Below are 22696 nucleotides of genomic sequence, written 5' to 3' on the forward strand. Positions count from 1 at the left end.
CATACTATTTTGCAGAGATTTTGGTTGGAAAGAGATTAGGTTAGACATGAATACAGCGATTACAGCAACGACCCCAACAGAATATAGTTATAATGACCGTTATATTAATCGTGAATTGTCTATTCTTGACTTTCATTTGCGCGTATTGGAACAGGCCGTCGACCCTTTACATCCATTACTGGAACGAATGAATTTCTTACTCATTTTTTCGCGTAATTTAGATGAGTTTTTTGAAATTCGTGTAGCAGGTGTTATGGAGCAATTCGCTCTAGGCAATGAAAGTCGAAGCCCGGACGGTTTAACGCCAAGACAAGTCTTACAAAAAATCTCTGAAACTGCTCATGCTGCAATTGAGCGCCAATATCGTATTTTAAACGAAGAAATATTACCTAAGTTACGTGAAGAAGATATCTGCTTTTTACGTCGTGGTGAATTAACACCAGCTCAATCAGCTTGGGTAAAAAAATATTTTCAGGAACAGGTTGCGCCTGTTTTAACTCCAATCAGTTTAGATCCAGCCCATCCATTCCCGCGTTTAGTCAATAAAAGCCTGAACTTTATTGTGACTTTAGAAGGTAAAGATGCGTTCGGGCGACAAATTGATTTGGCTGTTGTACCAGCCCCACGTTCATTGCCACGTGTTGTACGATTACCAGATGAGTTAACGGGTGGTAAAGAACATCACGTCATGTTGTCTGCAATTATTCATGAACATGTTTCAGACTTGTTCCCGGGCATGACTGCAACTGGTTGCTATCAATTCCGTGTAACTCGTAATGCCGATTTGGCACTTAATGAAGACGTTGAAGATTTGGCAAAAGCGTTAAAAGGTGAGTTAAGTTCACGCCGATTTGGTCGTGCAGTACGCTTAGAAGTAACCCAAAATTGTCCACAGCATATTTATGAATATCTACTTGAAGAGTTCGACTTAAACGAAGAACAATTATATAAAGTTGATGGCCCTGTAAACTTGGCTCGTCTGGTTTCGAACTTTAAACGTCCTCATTTGCGTTACGACTCACACACGCCAGTCGTACCAAAAGTGTTTAAAAAGACCGAGAGTATTTTCTCGGCTATGCAAAAGCAGGATATTTTACTTCATCACCCATTTGAGTCTTTTGCACCTGTTATTCAGTTACTCCGTGAAGCAGCACGTGACCCGCAAGTACTCGCAATTAAACAGACACTTTATCGTAGTGGTGCAGACTCGGAAATTGTTCAAGTTTTAGCAGAAGCTGCGCGTAATGGTAAAGAAGTGACGGCGGTAATTGAATTACGTGCCCGTTTCGATGAAGAGTCGAATATCGAAGTGGCTAATGTTTTACAAGAAGCAGGAGCAGTCGTTGTTTACGGTATTGTAGGTTATAAAACCCATGCCAAAATGATTATGGTGGTACGCCGTGAAAACAACAAACTGGTGCGTTATGTTCATTTAGGAACGGGTAACTACCATGCTATGAATGCTCGCATTTATACCGATTACGGCCTAATGACCACCGATAAAGACTTGTGTGAAGACGTACACCGTATTTTCCAAGAGCTCACGGGTATGGGTAAAATGGCAAAACTGAAAAAGTTACTCCATGCACCTTTTACTCTGCATGCTCAGCTCATTAACTTTATTGATGAAGAAATTGCCAATGCAAAGGCTGGTCGTAAAGCCCAAATTATTGTCAAAGTGAATGCTTTAACTGAAGTTCAGCTTATTAATAAATTGTATGAAGCTTCTCAAGCAGGGGTGCAAGTAGATCTCATTATTCGTTCGATTTGCTGTTTACGTCCGGGATTACCAAATTTATCGGAAAACATTCGGGTACGTTCAATTGTAGGCCGTTTCCTTGAACATACACGAGTTTATTACTTTAGTAATAATGGCGATGCTCGTATTTACTGTTCAAGTGCGGACTGGATGGATCGTAACTTATTTAATCGTGTTGAAGCATGCTTCCCAATTGAAGATCCTGCTTTGAAAAAACGTATTTATCAGCAAGGACTCCTTAATTATTTACAAGATAATCAGCAAGCTTGGTTGTTACAGGGCGATGGTACATGGGTACGTGCCCAGCCAGCCGAAGGCGAAAAATTGCATAATGCTCAAAGAGAATTATTAGAAACTTTTAAATAAAAAATTATTTTTAAAAAGCCGACATCATGTCGGCTTTTTAATTTACTGAATTTCATAATAATTTAATTAATTTTTCTAAATGGTTGTAGGATAAACGGCAATAATTTGAATTAATGCAATATGTTTGAAAAATATGTGATTCTTTACATAAAACATTGAATTTTAAAAATATACAAATCACAAGAAATCTACTTTAATACGCCGCATTAAATATACTTAACTTTGGTAAGTGAATAATATGCAAGGCTTTATTAAAAGTTTATTTATTAGAATATTTTTGGGGTTAATGCCAGTGACTGCTTATGCGGATCAGAAGTGCTATGGAGATATTATTGTATTTCAGAAATTTGATGATCAAATGATATATCCTTATTTTATACATCCTTCTAGAGAGAAAAATAAGAAGAATGAAACACAAAATAAGACAATCGTAATTCAGAAAAGAAAACTTACCCAAGAGGAGTTGTTAGCACAAAAGAAGATTGACGATAATCAGTTAAAAAAAATTGAAGAAAAGAAAAATATTGAGAAGAAAAAGCAACTTGATGCAGCGGTCGCGAAAGAAATTTTAGAAAACGGTGAAAAAAAATGGATGGTACAAGTTGCTTTGGCACCTAATCAAAATAAAGCGAATATGATTCAGTCCCAATTACAGGCTAAAGGGTATAAAGTTGTTACCAGCCCAACCACAAAAGGAATACGAGTCATGGTCGATCCTGCCAATGACTACGCAATTGCACAAATTATTCGAGAAAAAATAATTGCAGATGATAGCTTGGACTTGAGATCGGCTTGGGTATTTAAATGGGCTTCTCTAACAGCACAGTAAAATAAAAAGGAGTCCGAAGACTCCTTTTTTTATTCATGTAAGTTTGTGGTAATTTTCTGCATGATTTGCAGAAGAACATCAAACTCACTTTGCAACGGCGTACTTTTACGAGTAACAAGTGCTAAAGTACGGCTAGGTGCGTCTTCAATTGGTTTTGCAGTAATCTGATCATTAAATTTGATCATACTATTTTCAATTGCGATTTCTGGTAAAAGAGTAAAGCCTAAATCGGAAGAAACCATCTCAACCAATGTTGGTAGAGAACTTGCTTTTAAGCGGTTATCGTTTTTACGTTCACCAATTGGACAGGCACTTAATACGTGATCACGTAAACAGTGGCCTTCTTCAAGCAAAATAAGACGTGATAAATCGAGATTATCAAGAGAATTTGCTTGAAGTGCATTTGTATCTTGCTTACTACAAACAAGATATAAATTTTCTTTTGAAATTTCAGCTACTTTTAAACTTCTTGTGTCAAAAGGTAGAGCAAGGACAATCATGTCCAAATTACCATGTTCTAGGCGCTCTACAATCTTCTCACTTTGAGCTTCATGTAAATGCAACTGAATCTTCGGTAATTGTTGATGCACTTCATCAAGTAACCGTGTCAGGATAAAAGGTGCAATTGTTGGAATAACACCCAAATGAAGATCACCTGTTAATGGTTCACTCATTTCACGGCTTAAACGCATTAAATCCTGAGCATCTGCTAGCAATACACGGGCTCGAGCAACAACTTGCTCACCTAATGGCGTTAAACGCACATTCTGACGGTCACGCTCAACCAGAACGCCACCTAGTAGCCTTTCCAGCTCCATAATGCCGCCCGATAAAGTCGATTGGGTAACAAAAGAGCGACGTGCTGCTTCAGTAAAATGCAAAGTTTCCGACAACGTAACTAAATATGATAGCTGTCTTAGTGAGGGTAATGCAGCCATAGTGTCCTAGTATGATGATTTAAAATGATGCGCAAATAAACCGCTAAGCTGTGGAATAAAATGGGCAGGGATATCATGCCCCATTCCATCAATTAATTCAAACTTAGCACCGGAAATTGCTTTTGCTACGGCCTTACCGTGACTCGGTGGAAGTAAGCGGTCACGAGAGCCATGCAAGACTAAAGTGGGTTGCTTAATTTCACGGTCCAGTTGCAGTAAGGAACCTGTACATAATATTGCTAAAAACTGTTGAAGTACACCAGCAGGATAGTAGCTACGTTGATAAAGTTTTCTTGCAGTTTGAACGGCTTCAATATGGTTAATATAACCAGGAGAACCAATCAATTGGAATAATTTTAAACTGTGATTCACAATTCCTTCTTCATCACGTGATTCTGGCTTGCCAATCAAGCTTAAAAGTTGCTTAGGGAATGGTGGTGGTAGAAACGGTTGATTATTACTGGTAAACATCAAACCTAATTTTTCTACTTTTTCCGGATATTTTGCAGCGAGAATCTGGGCAATCATGCCACCCATTGAGGCACCAATCACATGTGCTTTGCTTACTCCTAAACGGTCGAGAAGCATAGAAACGTCATCTGCCATATCATAGAGCGTATAAGGTGCACCCTGATTTCTTAGCCCTAAAGCAAAACGTCCCATCAATTTCATGGTATTTAAACGTTTACCTTGATGGCGGACTTTTGAAGAAAGGCCAATATCACGGTTATCAAAACGAATAACACGAAAACCTTGATCAATGAGTGATTTGCAGAAAAAGTCCGGCCAAAATAGCATTTGGGCACCTAAACCCATAATCAGCAAAATAGTCGGATGTTCTGGTTTTCCACCTACTTCTACATGTAGCTCGATACCATTGCCTAAATTGACTTTGGTTTCCTGCATAAATGGAGTGTACGGTGAAATACTAAATTGTAAGGCGCTATTCATGTTATTCATTCCTTGAGGGAATACTCAAGATCATGAGCATTCCCAATTTAAACCTTATGCTTGGGCAGGAATAAGATCTGGAACAAGCTTAGTTAAAGTTAAACGTTGCTTGCCTGCTGTTGCACCTAACAATACGAAGCCACGCAATGTTCCTTCATTGTCAATTGCTTTGGCAAGCATACCATCGTCGAATTCTTCAGTTTCCCAATTTACATCTACATCAACGGGTGCCGGTAAAACTGTAAGCGGTGCAGCCGGAGTTTTTACCGCAACAGGCATAGCAGGGTAATGTACATTTGTTTGTTGACCGCTTAATGTTTTTGCTAGAGCACGGGCTTGTTGCATAATTGGCATTACATATGGAAGCAGGGTACCGTTAACTTCCGCACAGTCACCAATCGCATAAATATCTGCTTGATTGGTTTCAAGCAAACTATTGGTAATCACACCACGGCTGGTTTGAATATTTGCGCTTTGAGCCAAAGAAATATTCGGTTGTAAGCCAATCGCTGAAAGTACAATATCAGCGACCAAAGTCTGGCCATTTGCCAATGTAACCGCGTAATCTTCACCATTATTGATTTTACTTACTTTTTCAACGGTTGTGCCTAAGGCAAATTTAACACCCGCTTCTTCAAGGTTTTGCTGGAATGCTGAAGCAATATGTGAAGGTAATAAACGGCCTAATGGTTGAGGCGCTAAATCAATTACTGTTACATCATATTCGCTATGAAGTAAGTCATTGGCAAATTCACAACCAATTAAACCTGCACCCAAAATCACAACACGTTTATCTTTGCGCTGAGCTAGATTTTCTCGGAAAGAACGATAGTCAATGAGTGAGTTAACCACATGGATGTCATCACTACCATCACCAGCAATAGCAAGGCGAATCGGGTTAGCACCGACAGCTAAAATTAATTTTGAATAGGGTTGCTGAGAAATAACGCCGTCTTTTTCTAGAACAAGTTCATGACGCTCAGCTAAAATTTCTTTCACCCAAGTAAAAGGTTCAATACGCATATTGAGTTGGGCACTCATTTTTGCAGCATCACCTAATGGAATCTGTTCTGGGGCTTTTTTTCCTGCAAAAGCGTTGGATAAGGTTGGTTTTGCATAGTTCACCGCATCATCCGCACAAATCATCACAAGTTCTTGCTCTGGGTTAAGCTTACGGAATTCACGTGCTAAGGTATAACCCGCCATGCCTGATCCGATAATGACGATTGGATGCATTTTTTTCTCCAGAATTAGAATTTTTAATTTAAAACGGTGATTGGTGATATATAAAAAAGACCATGTAAATCATGGCCTTTTAATTTAAGACATTAGATTTCGATCATTTCGAAGTCAGCTTTTGAAACGCCGCAATCAGGGCAAGTCCAGTCATCAGGAATATCTTCCCATTTTGTTCCAGCTGCAATGCCGTCTTGTGGCCAACCTTCTGCTTCATCGTAAATCCATCCACAAACGATACATTGATATTTTTTCATGAGACTCTCCGCACTGATAAGTTTGCTCAAAGCTGCCTTTCAGTAAAACTATTCCATCTATTAATAATGTAACTACGATCCGCTCAATAATAACTAATGTCGCTTTGATCGGATATCAAATTTTTACGCAGTTCTACATTTAAAGTAAAGCATATAAGGGAGTTTAATCATTCATAAGCAAAGATGAATGGCATATCGAGACAAATAAATGGTTATTTAGGCAAAACTTCAACATAAACACATAATAAATCATATGTTTTTATAAGTTTATTCATGCAAGGAGACGGTGAGTGATATGAAGGGTTACAAAAAGAGCAAAGCATTTATATAAATAAAGTTCTTAAAAAAGTAATCTGGTTAATAAATGGACAAATAAATTAATGTTTATATAAAACAGAAAAGTTTATGGAACACTTAATTAACGGAGAATAAGGAAGTCGAATATGGAAACTCTAATATATGAAGTAGAAATTAATGCCCCTATAGAAAAAGTATGGGACGTACTCTGGAATAGTGAGACCTATAATGCATGGACGAAATTCTTTGCTCCAGATTCTTCAATGCGCACAGATTGGAAAGTGGGCGGTAAAACATATTTTCTAGATGGAGAAGGAAATGGAATGGTTTCGACCATTGAAGAAATGAAAAAGCCTGAAGTACTAATTTTTAAACATTTAGGAATGATTAAAGACGGGAAAGAAGACTTGGAAAGTGAAGAGGTGAAAGGCTGGAGTGGTTCGCTAGAAAAATATTTTTTAAGTCAAAATGGGGATACTACAACGGTAAAAGTAGAATTAGCCACCTTACCTGAGTACATCGGTATGTTAAAAAGTGGCTTCGTTCAAGGCTTTGAAGCTGTAAAACAAATGGCTGAAAAATAAGTTTCTGTAATTTAACTTGTTATCTTTTTACATAATAAGTTTTTTGAAAATTATGTGTCATACGTCAATTCAAGCAAAATATTTTTTATGAATTTTAGTAATGAGATCATTAAGACGAGAAGGATAAGCAAGACGATGATGGCCTCCGTCATAAGTTTCTATTGTCATATATGGTGACAGCTTTTCCTGTACTTGATACATATCAAGTTGCTCGTCTCCTAACTCTAAATAGGCCATTTTAGGGTTAGAGTGGTCAAGATCTTCGTCACAAAGGTGAGGGTAATCATTACGAAAATTAGGTGTAAGGCTTGGGTTGGCAACAATAACAGCTAATTTATGTTGAGCAGCAGTTTTCAAAGCCCAATAACCGCCGAGGCTATGACCGACTAACAAATCAGGTTTAATTGTTTCAATCGCTTGATGATAAAAGTCTTTAACTGAAGCATAACTTAGGTTGCGATAATCAACATCAATACAAAATTTTTCAGGATGTAAAATGGCATGAAATTTTGTTGATTCACGAGAAGAATCCAAGCCATGTAAAAATAGAATTTTCATTATTTACTACACAATCTCATAGATAAAATAAAAGGCAAATAGGGCCTTTTCAAATCGAGGTTATTTGGATTTTTTTATATTTTACTCAAACCTAAAAAAAATGAACTTAGCGATTGGTCTAAGTAATTTTTATCATTCAATGTCCACTCAGATTGACGGCTTGGACTTTTTTCATTTTTGTTTGATTGAAATCATTCGAAAAACCTCAGCAATCTGTTAAGCTATGCCACTTCATTTTTACTTAATCGAGGCAGAGATGACGCAACAAAACGCTCAATCGACTTCTGAACCAACTATTTCCGAAAACGATTTAATTGCACAGCGTCATGCCAAATTAAAGCAAATCCAAGATGTTGCAAAGGAAACTGGAAAGAGTCCTTGGCCAAATACATTCAAACGTGAACATTACGCTGCTGATTTACAAGAACAATTTAAAGATCAGTCTAAAGAACAAATCGAAAGCGCTGAACATGTTTATGTAAAAGTTGCTGGCCGTGTCATGTTAAACCGTGGTTCTTTCATGGTGATTCAAGACATGACTGGTCGTATCCAATTATATGTTGACCGTAAAGGTTTACCAAAAGATACGCTTGAAACTATTAAAGGTTTAGACCTTGGCGATATTATTGCTGCTGAAGGTTATATCGGCCGTTCGGGCAAAGGTGACTTATATGTACACCTTGAAGGTTTTGAACTTCTTACAAAATCGCTTCGTCCATTGCCGGATAAATTTCATGGTTTGAACGACACAGAAGTTAAATATCGTAAGCGTTATCTTGATTTAATTGTTAATGAAGAAACGCGTAAGACTTTTGAAATTCGTGCCAAAGTCGTTGCAGGTATTCGCGCATTTTTAACCAATGAACGTTTCATGGAAGTTGAAACGCCAATGATGCATGTGATTCCGGGTGGCGCGTCTGCACGTCCGTTTGAAACGCATCATAATGCTTTAGATATGCCATTATTCTTGCGTATCGCACCGGAGCTTTATTTAAAGCGTTTAGTTGTTGGTGGTTTTGAGCGTGTGTTCGAAATTAACCGTAACTTCCGTAATGAAGGGGTGTCAACACGTCATAACCCTGAATTTACCATGATCGAGTTTTATCAGGCATATGCTGATTATAAAGACTTGATGGCTTTGACTGAAAACATGCTTGAAAAGCTAGCCCTTGATATTTTAGGTACGACTGATGTGCCTTACCAAGGTGAAGTATTTAGCTTTAAAGGACCATTCAAGAAAATCTCTATGTTTGATGCGATCTTGGAGAATAATCCGCAGTTCACACCTGAAAATGTAGGTGATCGTGAATTCCTTGCAAAATTTGTCCGTGAGGAATTAAAAGAAGAAGTTAAACCTGGTTTTGGTTTAGGTAAGCTTCAAACGATTGTTTTTGAAGAAACAGTTGAGACTAAACTTCGTCAACCTACCTTTATTACTGAGTACCCAGCAGAGACTTCTCCACTTGCTCGCCGTAATGATGATAATCCGCACATTACTGATCGTTTTGAGTTCTTTATTGGTGGCCGTGAATTGGCAAACGGCTTTAGCGAGTTAAATGATCCGATTGATCAGGCTGAACGTTTCCAAGCGCAAGTTGCTGAAAAAGATGCTGGTGATGATGAAGCAATGCATTACGATGCAGAGTTTGTTGAAGCACTTGAATATGGTTTACCTCCAACAGCGGGTGAAGGTATTGGTATTGACCGTTTGGTTATGCTTTTTGCAGATGCACCAAGTATTCGTGATGTGATTTTATTCCCGCATATGCGTCGTAAAGAAGGTTAATTTAATCTTCAATGCAGAAAAAGGCAGTTTATACTGCCTTTTTTATTAACTATTTATATATAAAAAATACTTAAGTTATAGAAAACTTAAAGCACCGTTAAAAAATGTAATTGCACAGTTTAACAATTGCAAATTTGCGATAAAAAAATTAATGTGTTGCTCATAAATAACTTTGAGAATTGTGCTGACATGTTTTTAAGAAAAACACTTTCGATTGCATTATTAGCAACGGCTTCATCGGCTGTTTTTGCACAAGGTTTAGTGCTTAATAATGATGATTTACGTACCGACTTAAACTGGTTGAATCAACAAGGTGTTATTAACATCAGCACTTCTACTTGGCCATTAAGTGGTGATGAAATTCAAAGAGCTCTCTCTCAAGCTAAAGTGACTCATCCAGCACAGCAAAAAGTTATTAATTCAGTTCTCAATGCATTAAAGGCAGATAACGATACAGTTAAAGTGGGTGCTTTTGCTGAAACTGATATCAAAAATATTCCTCAAGCATTTGGTGATAACCAAAAATCGCAGTATCAAGGTTCATTAGAGTTTAATGCTGGTGGTGAAAATTGGGATGCAAAAATCCGTGTAAACGCAGAAAAAGACCCTCAAATTGATAGTGGGCATGACGTTAACGTTGAGGGTTCATATGTCGCTGGTAAACTCTGGAACCAGTGGCTTGTTGCAGGTCAAATTCCAACATGGTGGGGACCTGGACATGATGGTAGCTTAATCCGTGGCGATGCAAGTCGTCCTGTGTATGGCGTGACGGCACAAAGAGCTGTACAAAATGCTTTTGAGACAAAATGGTTATCTTGGATTGGACCTTGGCAATATCAAGCTTTTGCAGGCCAATTAGATGATTATAAAGCGGTTCCTCATGCGAAATTATTAGGCTTACGTTTAACTGCAAGACCTTTACCCTATTTAGAACTAGGTGCTTCTCGTACTTTACAATGGGGTGGTGAAGGACGTTCTGAAAGTTGGGATTCTTTGTGGAATGCAATTAAAGGGAATGACAATGTGTATGATTCTGATGAAGATCGTTCTAACCAAATTGCAGGTTTTGATGCTCGTTTAAATCTACAATCTCTTATAAATGCTCCTGTTGGTATTTATGGTCAATATGTTGGTGAAGATGAAGCTGGACTACTTCCTTCTAAAAAAATGTATTTAGCAGGAGTCGACTATTCTTCTAGCTATAATAATATGCCATATCAACTTTATGCAGAATGGGCTGATACCCGCACTAATAATGATGTGAAGGGTATTTCCTATAATCATTATGTTTATAAAGATGGTTATTACCAACATGGCTTCCCATTAGGACATGCGATGGGTGGCGATGGACAAATGTATTCTGTGGGTGGTGATATCCGCTTTGACGTGATGAACCGTTTAAGCGGTCGTGCTATGGTGGTTAAAGTTAACCAATCTAACTTGGCAATTAATAAAGCATTCCCTAAAGATGATGAAATTAAAGCGCTTGATCTAACTTGGACACATTACATCAAACCTGATCTTCCATTAAAAATTAATGGTTGGGTAAGTGATTCTGACTTAGAAGGTAATGATGCTGGTGCATCAATTGGAGTAGAAATTCCTCTAGAGCGTAAAATGTTTGGTTTCTAATTTTTAGTTAACCTTATAATAAGAAAGAGAGGCTACAGAGGCTTCTCTTTTTTATTGTTTTTAGAGAAATCCAAAGCACAGATGGTGATTTGCTTAAGTTGACTACACCAGTTACGATTTTAAAGTTATAAGTGAATCAGCATATTACATGTATATGATGAATTTGAATATCAATATGAAAAAACAAGCAAAAGAAAACAGTTTTAAATCACTATAATGCATAACTAATGCTATAAGCCTCATAAAGGGCTTGTGGTTGGACTATTTATCACGAAAAATTGGAGTTGTTATGGCACTCGTTCCTCCACATGGTCTTCTAAGTGGTGGTGTAATACCGCTTCTAGATTTTATGGGCAAAATGGATAGAGAAGGGCGTGTTCATGACTGAATCAAGACTTACACATCTCAAGCAACTTGAAGCTGAGAGTATTCATATTATCCGTGAAGTAGCCGCAGAATTTGAAAATCCAGTCATGCTTTACTCAATTGGTAAAGACTCGGCTGTGATGCTTCATCTTGCATTGAAGGCATTTTATCCTGCAAAACTTCCTTTCCCTTTATTACATGTAGATACGGGTTGGAAGTTTAAAGACATGATCGCGTTTCGCGATAACATGGCAAAAACACATGGTTTTGATTTAATTGTTCATCAGAATAAAGAAGGCCGTGAAGCAGGAATCAACCCATTTGATCATGGCAGTTCGAAATATACGGATATTATGAAAACCCAAGCTTTAAAACAGGCTTTGGATAAATATCAGTTCGATGCTGCTTTTGGTGGGGCGCGCCGTGACGAAGAAAAATCACGTGCGAAAGAGCGTGTGTATTCATTCCGTGATAGTAAACATCGTTGGGATCCTAAAAACCAACGTCCTGAACTTTGGAATCTTTACAACGGTAAAGTGAACAAAGGCGAAAGTATTCGTGTATTCCCGTTATCAAACTGGACAGAGTTGGATATCTGGCAATATATCTATTTAGAAAATATTCAAATTGTTCCTCTTTATTTCTCTGCTGTTCGTCCTGTGGTTGAGCGTAGTGGTACGCTAATCATGGTTGATGATGAACGTATGCGCTTAAAAGAGGGTGAAGTTCCACAAATGAAGTCTGTACGTTTCCGTACGCTTGGTTGTTATCCATTAACAGGTGCAGTTGAGTCTGAGGCTGATACATTGCCAGAAATTATTCAGGAAATGCTATTGGCAACAAGTTCTGAGCGTCAAGGTCGTATGATTGACCATGATGAAGCAGGCTCAATGGAAAAGAAAAAGCAAGAAGGCTATTTCTAAGACAGTTTCTAAATTTGTGGAGTTTGAGCAATGTCTCATCAATCAGACTTAATCAGCCAAGACATTCTGGCGTATTTAAAACAACATGAACAAAAAGACCTTTTGCGCTTTTTGACTTGCGGTAACGTAGATGATGGTAAAAGTACCTTAATTGGTCGTTTACTTTACGATTCAAAATTGATTTATGAAGATCAATTGCAAGCTGTAACACGTGACAGTAAGAAAGTGGGCACAACAGGTGATGCACCGGACTTGGCATTACTTGTAGATGGTTTGCAGGCTGAGCGTGAGCAGGGTATTACCATTGATGTTGCTTATCGCTATTTTTCGACTGAAAAACGTAAGTTTATTATTGCTGATACACCGGGCCATGAACAATACACTCGTAACATGGCAACAGGTGCATCGACTGCTGATCTTGCAATCATCCTAATCGATGCGCGCTATGGTGTACAAACTCAAACTCGTCGTCATACGTTTATTGCGAGTTTGCTTGGAATTAAAAATATTGTTGTTGCCATTAATAAAATGGACTTGGTTGAATATTCATCTGAACGTTTTAATGAAATTCAGGTTGAATATGATGCGTTCGTGAGCCAATTGGGTGATCGCCGTCCAGCCAATATTTTATTTGTTCCAATTTCTGCTTTAAATGGCGATAACGTTGTAAATCCATCAGCTCATACTCCTTGGTACAAGGGGCAAACCTTAATGAGTATTCTTGAGTCTGTGGAAATCAACCGCGAGTCAAGTAAACATGAATTCCGTTTCCCTGTTCAATATGTAAACCGTCCAAATCTCGACTTCCGTGGCTTTGCGGGTACAGTTGCATTAGGTGAAATTAAAGTTGGTGACGAGATTGTGGCGTTGCCTTCTGGTAAGCGTTCTACAGTTAAGGAAATTGTTACTTTTGACGGTAACCTTGAGCAGGCAGTTGCGGGTCAAGCAGTCACCTTAACGTTAAATGATGAAATTGATATTAGTCGCGGTAATGTCTTAGTACGTGCAGGCGAGCAACCATTAATTTCAAGAAGTGTTCGTGCTTCAGTGGTATGGATGAATGAACACCCACTTGTAAAAGGTAAGTTGTACAATATTAAGATTGGTACACAAACTGTTCCAGCAAAAGTAACTAATATTAACTACCGTGTAAATGTGAATACGCTCGAACACACTCAAGTTGAAGAGCTTGAGTTAAATGCGATTGCAGATGTTGTGGTTGAGTTTGATGCTCCAGTCGTGTTTGACCGTTATCAAGATTCACGTTACACAGGTTCATTTATTTTTATTGACCGTTTAAGTAACGTAACTGTTGGCGCGGGCATGGTAGAAGCCGCGGTAGAGTGGACGGCTCATAGTAATCCTGTTACTGCTGAAGATCGTGCTGCTCGTTTAGGTCAAAAACCTGCTGTTATTGGTGTTTCTGCACAGTTAATTGAAAAAGCTCAAGCTTTAGAAAGTTTACTGATTCAGCAAGGTGTAGTTGCGATCGCGAAAACAAACTTAACAGCTGAGCAATTGGTTCTATTACGTGAGACGGGTGTTATTATTATCACAACCGCTGTGGATGGTACAGATACCGAGATAACTGCTGAAACGGTAGAAGAAGCAGTAGAGAAAATTGTGGAATTAGTTCGTCTTTAATAGATTGAAAATAAGTTCTAAAAACCCGCGTAAGCGGGTTTTTTATTAAGTTTAGAAAACATTTTGAGCTTTTAAAGTTAAATATTCTCTTAAATCTTTAGGGTAGCTCTGAATCATTTTTAAAAATATATCTCGATCACCTTGATATAAGGCGCGTGTTGCTTCCTCGTAATTTGGCATATTGCCTAACATAGCAGACATAAAGCGGTCGATGGCTTGTTTGGCTAGCATAATATTGCCTTCAGAATTTGGGTTATTTAACTCTTTATCAATTAACTTGCGAATCACTGCTGATGCACTCGCACTTTGTTGATCTAACCAATCCCAATGTTTTTTCTGTAAAGTGATTTCACGCGAAATTACTCCAAGTTTAGGTCGTCCAACTTTTTTAATTTCTTCCGGTTCAGCATAACGTTGTTGAAGCTCTTGCTCCGAACCAGAAAGATCAAGATCAATTTGTTGACCTGTTTGATCATTAAAAATCAGAATATTTTCTGTTGTTTTAGGAAGAGCTTTTAGTTTCTTTGCAAGTTCAACAAGGGAGTCACTCGCAATAAGCGTGCTTCCAGTGAAAGCAGTATAGGTGATTTTAGTATTCATTTTAGCTACATATTTTTATCGGGGTAAAATAATATTATCAGGGTAAAATTAATTTGGCAAATGGTAAAATCATAACCAAAGAATTAACTGATTTTATGAGTGCAGTCTCTGAGATTAGGACTATAAAAATAGTCAAGATAATATGCTATTTAAAATTTTACTCTGCTTTAGTATCGCTTTTATGAGAGAATACGCCTTTAGTTGTATGTATAGAGACTCCTATGTTTGAGCAATCTCCTGAATCTTTAAGCGATATCGAAATTTTAGACATTTTACAGTCGATGAAAAAAGATAAGCTAGATACGGAAGCCAATGAGATCATCCGTAACGGGGGGAAAGCAGGACGTCAGGAAGCACATAAGCAGGCTTTGGTGGCACTAAATACAAATTTTGAAGAGAAGTTTGTAGAGGCAGTTACTCTTGCACTAGGTTTAAATGCAGGTCAAGCTAAAAAAATCCGCTATAAAAAAGATCGAATTCGTATTTTAAAAGTGCGTGGTATTGATTATCTTGCTATTGATGGTGCAGAGACAGCGCAAGTTTTGGCACAAATTTCACAAGCAATTGTCCGAGAAGATGCAATAGTTACTCATGACTTGCATAATATTTTCCCATTTTGGAAAGAAGGCTTTCCAATGGTGCAATTTGATAATGCCTATAAAATTTTACAAGAAGATATTAGCTTGCACTTTCATGCGTTCTTAGATGCCATGATTGAGTATGTAAATAAATAAAAAATAAAAGCCCCGATAGGGGCTTTTATTTTTATAGTAGAGCAGAATTACATCGTACTAAAAAGTGGAAAAACACCAATCACTAAAGCTGTACCCATCAATACCATACAAGTGATAAATGCCCACTTAAAAGTGAACTTTTGATGGTCTGCAAAGTCGACTTTAGCAAGACCACATAACAAGTAGGTTGATGGAACGAGAGGTGATAACAAATGCACTGGCTGACCTACAATTGATGCACGAGCAATCGCTTCTGGGCTAATACCATAATGTGAAGCTGCTTCAGCAAGAATTGGCAATACACCATAGAAGAATGCATCATTTGACATAAAGAACGTCAATGGCATACTCACCAGAGCAGTAATTGGCGCTAGATATGGCCCCATACTTGTAGGGATCATTGCAACAAATTCTTTAGACATGGCTTCAACCATGCCTGTACCAGATAAAATACCTGTAAAAATACCTGCAGCAAAAATTAAACCTACAACAGCCAAGATACTGTCTGCGTGCATAGCGATACGCTTTTTCTGCATATCAACATCAGGGTAGTTGATGAGCATTGCAATACAGAATGCCAGCATGAATAACACTGACATCGGTAAAATACCTTTGATCAATGCAATCATAAGAAGAATGGTAAGTACCATATTTACTTTACGTAAATGTGGACGAGTTGCTTCTGGGTCTTTTGAAACTGTAATGTTATCACCATGGTGACTTTCAAGCTCAATCACGCCTAAACGTTTTTGCTCATAGCGACCATATAAATATGCCAAGAAGAATAACCAGCCAATACTAATCACCATTGGAAGAATCATTGGTACAAAGATATGGCTTGGGTCAACTTGGAGTGCACTTGCTGCACGTGCAGTAGGGCCACCCCATGGGGTCAGGTTCATTACACCACTACATAACAACATAAGTGCTGTCATGATCAGTGTATTCATACCGAGGCGTTGATAAAGAGGGAGCATGGCTGCCACGCAAATCATGTAAGTGGTTGAGCCATCGCCATCAAGAGAGACTAATGTAGTTAAAAAAACTGTCCCTAATGTAATTTTTAGGGGATCACCTTTAACTTTTTTCAAAATCCATTTAACCGGAGGATCGAAAAGACCTGCATCGATCATTAAGGCAAAATATAAAATTGCGAATAATAGCATTACGCCAGTAGGCGCAAGTTTTTTGATGCCATCTAGCATCATTTCACTGAGACCTTTAAGCTCAATATGGCTCAAGCTTTCAAAGTAGTGACCAAGGCCCCAGGCAATAAGAGAAAAAATAAATGGGATGAGAATTAAAGCAATAATAGGGCTTAAACGTTTGGACATGATTAAATACATGAAGCATAAAATCATACCAACACCAAGTAATGTCAGCATACAATCAATCCTTTGCCTTTAGTTTTACTGAACAAGTTTATTCAAAAACTCTGACCTCGATTATTCTTATGAATTTTTATTAAAAAGACAAATAATATATTTAGTTTATTTGGTTAATATATATTCACTTGGAAAGGTATATTTTGAAGAAATACTGAACATATATAATAATGGTATAGTCTATTTATAATGTATAGTGCTTATTATATATACTTATAAAACCTTTATCATGTTTGAAATTATCATGTATTTTTAAAAATTATATTCTGTTTGAATACTGAAATGAGAAGTATACCCATTTACAAAGCTTCTACTCCCTACGTTACATAACGAAAGTAAATCTGTAAATCTTTTATGTGCAAAATTTTATTTTAATTCATTTTAATTTTTTTATTTTAATGAATGAGTTAATTTATATATTTGAAATTGTGATTAGGATAATTAATTTAACTTTTAATATAAAATTATTTAAAAACAATAATTATCTTAAAAGGAATAAATTATTTATCGAAAAAATATCCTGCATTTGCAGGATATTTTGCACCAAAATAAATCAATTTTCATCAGGTGGAGATGGTAAATCATTTTTTTCTAATACACGTGTTACTAATAGCTGATCAATTTTAAAATGGTCTACGTCAACAACTTCAAATTTATAACCACCAAATTCAACAAAGTCGGCTGGACGAGGAATTTTGCGTAAACGGTACATCATGAAACCAGCTAATGTTTCATAATTCTCTTCATCAGGTAGTTCATCCATTTCAAGCGCATGCTTAAGATCTTCAATAGGTGTACTACCATCAATTAGCCAAGAATTATTATCACGTTTAATAATTTGCTGTTCTTCTTCCATAGGGGTAACCCAATCCCCCATAACAGTAATCATGATATCGCTTAGCGTAATTACCCCAACGACAAGCGCATACTCATTAATTACAACAGCAAACTTTTCTTTTGTTGAGCGGAAGCGATCGAGTAATTCTGATAGTGTTAAAGTATCAGGTATCATTAGAACCGTACGAATAGTCGATTCATTGAGCTGGGTTAAAGATTGGTTGTTTAAAATACGTACAAGAATATCCTTAGCATCTACATAGCCAATCACTTGATCAATATTTTCGTTACAAACCAGAAATTTGGAATAAGGATATTCTGCCAGTTTTTGGCGAATGCTATCTTCATGTTCGTTAAGCGTAAAATAAACAACATTTTCACGCGTTGTCATACTTGATGGAACGGTACGCTCTTCAAGCTCAAATACGTTTTCAATAAAATGATGTTCTTGTTTTTGTAGTACACCTGCTTGAGCACCTGCATCCATCACTGCTGAAATATCATCAAAAGTAATATTGTCTTCGCGTGTGGTATTTACTTTAAACAAGCGGAATAGCAAATTGGCAATTGCATTAATTCCCCATGCTAGAGGCTTACAGATTTTGATAAAAATCTGAATAGGATTAATTACACTAATTGCAATTTTTTCAGGTGCGATCATTGCCAAGCGTTTTGGCATTAAATCGGCAAATAAAATAAACAAAGAAGTTACCAATGTGAAAGATAGGGCAAATCCGATGGTTTGCGTCCAAGGTCCTTCATAGAAACGGTCAACTAAGTTCACAAAAAAAGGACGAAACGCAGCTTCACCCAGTATACCGCCTAAGATTGCAACAGCATTTAAGCCAATTTGGGACGCTGCAAAAAAGTCTGCAGATTGTTCTTGTAAATCAAGTACTTTTTGAGCACGTTCTTCGCCAGCTTCGGCTAAAATCTTTAACTTTACTTTTCTGGCACCAGCTAGAGCAATTTCAGTTAAAGATAAAAAGCCTGCTGCGATGATGAGCAGTACGATGATAATGATATTTTGAAAGAGACTCACAAATCACCCGAGGATCATCATTATTATGACTATGTTTTAACACAAAAAAGCGCTGAGGTAATCAGATTGATTGCTCAGCGCTTAAAGATAATGTTTGAAAGAGACAATTAAATTAAAACTTATTTAATAGTGGGAAAATTGTGAATTATTGGTTAGGAATTCACGATTTTCCTCTTCGATCATTTGGCGAGCAACAAATAGAATGAGTTGGCGTAACCAGCGATGAGCTGGGTGATGGTGCAATAATGGACACCAAGCCATTTTAAGTTCAAACTCAGGAATGTAAAACGGTGGATCTTTAATAACTAATTTTGGATTTTGTGCTTGTAAACGTGCCATTCGAGTTGGAAGAGTAGCGATCAAGTCAACATTTTGAGCAAGTAATGCCGGCATCTGATAGTGACGCGTAAATACAGAAATTTTGCGGCGTTGACCAATACGTTCTAATGCTTGATCAATCCAGCCCAAGCCACCTTGTTTATCTGGGTTTACCCCAAAGCCAACACCCATACCCGTTTTAGATACCCAAATATGTTGAGCATCTAAATAGCTTTTTAGATTTAAATGAGTCACAGCAGGGTGTTTGTCATTTAAAATACAGCTAAAGCTATCACGCCAAACCAAAACTTGGTGGAAGCTTTGCGGGATTTCATTGAAGCGGTTAATGGCTAGATCAACTTTACCTTGTTCCATGTCTCTATATGACACATCACTTGGAGTAAGAAAATCGAGTACAACGTTTGGTGCTTCTGAGCGGAGGGCTTTAACAAGACGAGGGACTAGGGTGGCTTCTGCATAGTCAGAAGTCATAATACGGAAAACGCGATTACTGGTATAAGGGCGGAATTCGGTACGCGGTTCCAAAATCATTGAAAGGTCAGAAAGAGCATCACGAATACGCGGTTGTAATTCAAGTGCACGTTCTGTCGGTGTCATCCCTTCAGATGAGCGGATCAGGAGAGGGTCATTAAATAAATTACGCAAGCGGCGTAAAATATTACTCATGGCAGGCTGAGTAACACCAAGCTGTTCGGCTGCGCGAGTAACGTTTTTTTCACGAAGAAGAACATCAAGATATATTAATAGATTAAGATCTACCCGCTCCAGATTCATAAAAAAAATACCGAAAATAAAACCCTAAAATTGTTTCAAATTATGCCATATTTAAAGAACATTGTGTGAAAAAATGATGAGAAAAACGACATTTTTTGTTGAAATTAAGTATGGGCAAAAAGTATCTCAAATGCTGGATTCTATTATCGTTGATCTATTTTTATTTTTATAATTATTGAACAAAAATATTTTCTTAATATTTAGTACTGTTCTAGCATATTGATTGACATTTTGCATTGGCAAAATTCGCCTAATTTACAATTGACTTTTTATATTAAAAATGAATGGAAAATTTTCAAAAACTGTATAAAAATAAAGCTTGGAGTGTTTTTTAATCAAAATTCTATACTCCTTTAGGATTATTTTGTTTTTATAAACAAAGTGTTATGTTTTTTAGTTTTACTTATAATATCGATTTATTGGTATATTTTTTAAATAAATACTGAAGATTAACGAAGGATATTGGATTAATTGATTGGCTAAGTCTAAGCTGTGTACATGAAGAAGCAGCTGGTGTCATAGGGAATTTTCATAACATGACTCTAGGCTTCGATCGATGAAATCCTAAAATGAATACAGGACAATATCATGACTACATATCAAACAGCGATTGATGCAGTACGTGAATTAAAAGCAAAATTCGGCAACACTTGGGCAGACATTAGCCCAGAAGATGCTGCTCGTATGCAACTTCAAAACCGTTTCAAAACAGGTTTAGATATTGCTAAGTATACAGCTGCGATTATGCGTCGTGATATGGCGGAATACGATGCTGATTCAAGCAAATATACTCAATCATTAGGTTGCTGGCATGGTTTCATCGCTCAACAAAAAATGATTGCTAACAAAAAGTATTTCGGTACGACAAGCAAACGTTATATCTACCTTTCTGGTTGGATGGTTGCTGCTCTTCGTTCAGAATTTGGTCCGCTTCCTGACCAATCTATGCACGAGAAAACTTCAGTGCCTGCTTTGATCGAAGAAATCTACACTTTCTTACGTCAAGCTGATGCAAAAGAATTAAATGACTTGTTCCGTGCTTTAAATAAAGCAAAAGAAGCTGGTGACTCTGCGAAAGTAGCTGAAATCACAGCTCAAATCGACAACTTCGAAACTCATGTTGTGCCAATTATTGCAGACATCGATGCTGGTTTCGGTAACGAAGAAGCAACTTACTTACTTGCTAAGAAAATGATTGAAGCTGGTGCTTGTGCACTTCAAATCGAAAACCAAGTATCTGATGCAAAACAATGTGGTCACCAAGCTGGTAAAGTAACTGTTCCACATGAAGACTTCATCGCTAAGATCCATGCACTTCGTTATGCATTCTTAGAAATGGGTGTTGAAGACGGCGTTATCGTTGCTCGTACTGACTCTGAAGGCGCTGACTTAACTCAGAAGATCCCTGTAGTTAAAGAGCCAGGTGATATCGCATCTAAATATATTAGTTACTTAGATACTCAAGAAATTGATATCTCAGAAGCTCAAGAAGATGAGATCTTAATTAAACGTGATGGTAAATTACATCGTCCAACTCGTTTAGCTTCTGGTTTATACCAATTCCGTGAAGGCACTCAGATTGACCGTGTTGTACTTGACTGTATCACTAGCCTTCAAAACGGTGCTGACTTACTTTGGATCGAAACTCCGACTCCAAACGTACAAGAAATTGCGCACATGGTTAACCGTGTAAAAGAAGTGGTTCCGAATGCGAAGCTTGTTTATAACAACAGCCCATCATTCAACTGGACTTTAAACTTCCGTCAACAAGCGTACGATCGTTGGGTTGCAGAAGGTAAAGATGTATCTGCTTACGACCGTGCTAAATTAATGAGCGCTGAGTACGACAATACTGAATTAGCTGCTGAAGCTGATGAAAAAATCCGTACTTTCCAAGCAGATGCTGCGCGTGAAGCTGGTGTGTTCCATCACTTGATCACACTTCCTACATACCACACTGCTGCTCTTTCTACTCATGAATTAGCACAAGGTTACTTCGGTGACCAAGGTATGTTAGCTTATGTTGCTGGCGTACAACGTAAAGAAATCCGTGGCGGTATCGCATGTGTGAAACACCAAGCAATGGCTGGTTCTGACATCGGTGATGACCACAAAGAAATCTTCGCTGGTGAAAATGCACTTAAAGCTGGTGACGATGCTAAAAACACAATGAACCAATTCTCAGCTCACTAAGAATTGACTTCATAAAAAACCCGCTCATTTGAGCGGGTTTTTTATTTATATTAAAAAATAGATTAATCTTCTTTTTTCAAAACATAATGTTCAGCTAAAGAACCTTCAACTTTTTTACCTTCCATATCTAAAGCGGCCGCGGTATTTTCACCAATAAAGAATTTACGGCTTTGAGCTTTATCATCTAAGGTAATAACAGAAGTATTGTCTTTATCGAAAGTAAACTTACCATGGGTTTCAAATGGGTTTGCATCACCTTTACCAAGATAGGTTTCTGTTAGCTCATAAGTTTTATCATCTTTTAATTCTAATTCAGTTTTGATGCCTTCACAGTCTGCACAAGGAAGCGTACCTTTATATTTACCATCCCAGTCTAAAGAATTCTCGGCTGTATGTGCTGTATCTACCGCTTCATTATTATTTGTTTGAGCAGATTGTACAGGAGTAGATGCATCAGAGGTTGTTTCTGTTTTATTTTCATGTTTATTACATGCGACAAGAAGAGTACTCATAAGTGCAATTGCTAATAATGATTTTTTCATAATGAATAAAACCTCAAAAAAATAAATATAAAGTACTGACAGGCTAGGAAAAAAGAATCGAAAATAAAAGCTCTAGTATGTAGCTTAATTTTAACAAAAGGTAAAGTGAGTAAAAATTGCACAG

The 22696-nt window shown here is 37.4% G+C and carries 21 protein-coding genes; 10 read left to right on the forward strand and 11 right to left on the reverse strand.

The window, feature by feature from the left end; genetic code table 11:
- Nucleotides 1–46 precede the first annotated feature (46 nt).
- Complete coding sequence (gene ppk1 / locus EGT34_RS16565; protein WP_001090302.1) at nt 47–2125, forward strand: polyphosphate kinase 1; 2079 nt, start codon at nt 47–49, stop codon at nt 2123–2125.
- A gap of 52 nt (nt 2126–2177) precedes the next feature.
- Here the strand turns inward: ppk1 and EGT34_RS16570 are convergent, their stop codons facing one another.
- The gene (locus EGT34_RS16570) at nt 2178–2306 is read right to left on the reverse strand and encodes a hypothetical protein (protein WP_085920711.1); all 129 of its coding nucleotides are present in this window, start codon (nt 2304–2306) and stop codon (nt 2178–2180) included.
- A 57-nt stretch (nt 2307–2363) separates the two neighbouring features.
- On the opposite strand from EGT34_RS16570, the gene EGT34_RS16575 reads away from it, so the two are divergent.
- Nucleotides 2364–2954 (forward strand): SPOR domain-containing protein, encoded by a 591-nt coding sequence (locus EGT34_RS16575; protein WP_001161243.1) that lies wholly within the window; start codon nt 2364–2366, stop codon nt 2952–2954.
- 29 nt (nt 2955–2983) lie between these two features.
- On the opposite strand, the gene oxyR is transcribed toward EGT34_RS16575, so the two are convergent.
- The 4 genes from oxyR to rubA all read right to left on the reverse strand — a co-directional run bounded on the left by oxyR (nt 2984) and on the right by rubA (nt 6336).
- Entirely contained in the window at nt 2984–3892 is a 909-nt protein-coding gene (gene oxyR / locus EGT34_RS16580; RefSeq protein WP_000729508.1) for a LysR family transcriptional regulator OxyR, read from the reverse strand.
- Between the two features lie 6 nt (nt 3893–3898).
- Nucleotides 3899–4843: an esterase EstB gene (gene estB, locus EGT34_RS16585; protein WP_001083350.1), complete on the reverse strand. Its 945-nt coding sequence runs from the start codon at nt 4841–4843 to the stop codon at nt 3899–3901.
- 54 nt (nt 4844–4897) lie between these two features.
- A complete protein-coding gene (gene rubB / locus EGT34_RS16590) occupies nt 4898–6079 on the reverse strand; it encodes a rubredoxin reductase RubB (protein WP_000553407.1) in 1182 nt (393 codons plus the stop codon).
- Between the two features lie 92 nt (nt 6080–6171).
- Nucleotides 6172–6336 (reverse strand): rubredoxin RubA, encoded by a 165-nt coding sequence (rubA, locus tag EGT34_RS16595; protein WP_000760495.1) that lies wholly within the window; start codon nt 6334–6336, stop codon nt 6172–6174.
- Between the two features lie 443 nt (nt 6337–6779).
- Here rubA and EGT34_RS16600 point away from each other — a divergent pair, with 443 nt between their 5' ends.
- Complete coding sequence (locus tag EGT34_RS16600) at nt 6780–7217, forward strand: SRPBCC family protein (protein WP_000449050.1); 438 nt, start codon at nt 6780–6782, stop codon at nt 7215–7217.
- Between the two features lie 69 nt (nt 7218–7286).
- Here EGT34_RS16600 and EGT34_RS16605 read toward each other — a convergent pair whose 3' ends face one another.
- Nucleotides 7287–7775, reverse strand: a complete 489-nt coding sequence (locus tag EGT34_RS16605) for a YqiA/YcfP family alpha/beta fold hydrolase (RefSeq protein ID WP_000697203.1) — start codon at nt 7773–7775, stop codon at nt 7287–7289.
- Between the two features lie 256 nt (nt 7776–8031).
- Here EGT34_RS16605 and lysS point away from each other — a divergent pair, with 256 nt between their 5' ends.
- From lysS to cysN, 5 genes are all read left to right on the forward strand, one after another.
- On the forward strand, nt 8032–9561 hold the full coding sequence (lysS, locus tag EGT34_RS16610; protein WP_000193744.1) for a lysine--tRNA ligase: 1530 nt from the start codon (nt 8032–8034) through the stop codon (nt 9559–9561).
- 189 nt (nt 9562–9750) lie between these two features.
- Nucleotides 9751–11193, forward strand: coding sequence for a capsule assembly Wzi family protein (locus tag EGT34_RS16615; protein WP_000479765.1), 1443 nt, complete (start codon nt 9751–9753; stop codon nt 11191–11193).
- A gap of 256 nt (nt 11194–11449) precedes the next feature.
- Nucleotides 11450–11581 carry a hypothetical protein gene (locus tag EGT34_RS16620; RefSeq protein WP_002011285.1) on the forward strand — a complete coding sequence of 44 codons (132 nt, stop codon included), beginning with the start codon at nt 11450–11452 and terminating at the stop codon, nt 11579–11581.
- Nucleotides 11574–12482 carry a sulfate adenylyltransferase subunit CysD gene (cysD, locus tag EGT34_RS16625; RefSeq protein WP_000140408.1) on the forward strand — a complete coding sequence of 303 codons (909 nt, stop codon included), beginning with the start codon at nt 11574–11576 and terminating at the stop codon, nt 12480–12482. Before EGT34_RS16620 ends, cysD begins: the two co-directional genes overlap by 8 nt.
- A 30-nt stretch (nt 12483–12512) precedes the next feature.
- Nucleotides 12513–14126: a sulfate adenylyltransferase subunit CysN gene (gene cysN, locus EGT34_RS16630; RefSeq protein WP_000019500.1), complete on the forward strand. Its 1614-nt coding sequence runs from the start codon at nt 12513–12515 to the stop codon at nt 14124–14126.
- Nucleotides 14127–14177: 51 nt separating this feature from the next.
- Here cysN and EGT34_RS16635 read toward each other — a convergent pair whose 3' ends face one another.
- Nucleotides 14178–14726 (reverse strand): DUF2239 family protein, encoded by a 549-nt coding sequence (locus tag EGT34_RS16635; RefSeq protein ID WP_001092987.1) that lies wholly within the window; start codon nt 14724–14726, stop codon nt 14178–14180.
- Nucleotides 14727–14947: 221 nt separating this feature from the next.
- Here EGT34_RS16635 and EGT34_RS16640 point away from each other — a divergent pair, with 221 nt between their 5' ends.
- Nucleotides 14948–15460 carry a hypothetical protein gene (locus EGT34_RS16640; RefSeq protein WP_000462922.1) on the forward strand — a complete coding sequence of 171 codons (513 nt, stop codon included), beginning with the start codon at nt 14948–14950 and terminating at the stop codon, nt 15458–15460.
- A gap of 47 nt (nt 15461–15507) precedes the next feature.
- Here EGT34_RS16640 and EGT34_RS16645 read toward each other — a convergent pair whose 3' ends face one another.
- The 3 genes from EGT34_RS16645 to EGT34_RS16660 form a co-directional block, all read right to left on the reverse strand.
- Entirely contained in the window at nt 15508–16845 is a 1338-nt protein-coding gene (locus EGT34_RS16645) for a CitMHS family transporter (RefSeq protein WP_000956799.1), read from the reverse strand.
- Between the two features lie 553 nt (nt 16846–17398).
- Entirely contained in the window at nt 17399–18724 is a 1326-nt protein-coding gene (locus EGT34_RS16655) for a hemolysin family protein (RefSeq protein WP_000051871.1), read from the reverse strand.
- A gap of 123 nt (nt 18725–18847) precedes the next feature.
- Nucleotides 18848–19837: a LysR family transcriptional regulator gene (locus EGT34_RS16660; protein ID WP_001047619.1), complete on the reverse strand. Its 990-nt coding sequence runs from the start codon at nt 19835–19837 to the stop codon at nt 18848–18850.
- A 588-nt stretch (nt 19838–20425) separates the two neighbouring features.
- On the opposite strand from EGT34_RS16660, the gene EGT34_RS16665 reads away from it, so the two are divergent.
- Complete coding sequence (locus EGT34_RS16665; protein ID WP_000214787.1) at nt 20426–22030, forward strand: isocitrate lyase; 1605 nt, start codon at nt 20426–20428, stop codon at nt 22028–22030.
- A 62-nt stretch (nt 22031–22092) separates the two neighbouring features.
- Here EGT34_RS16665 and EGT34_RS16670 read toward each other — a convergent pair whose 3' ends face one another.
- Nucleotides 22093–22572, reverse strand: a complete 480-nt coding sequence (locus tag EGT34_RS16670) for a copper resistance protein NlpE (RefSeq protein WP_000749172.1) — start codon at nt 22570–22572, stop codon at nt 22093–22095.
- Nucleotides 22573–22696 lie beyond the last annotated feature (124 nt).

This window comes from Acinetobacter sp. FDAARGOS_558 (assembly GCF_003937785.1).
Classification (GTDB): Bacteria; Pseudomonadota; Gammaproteobacteria; order Pseudomonadales; family Moraxellaceae; genus Acinetobacter; species Acinetobacter baumannii.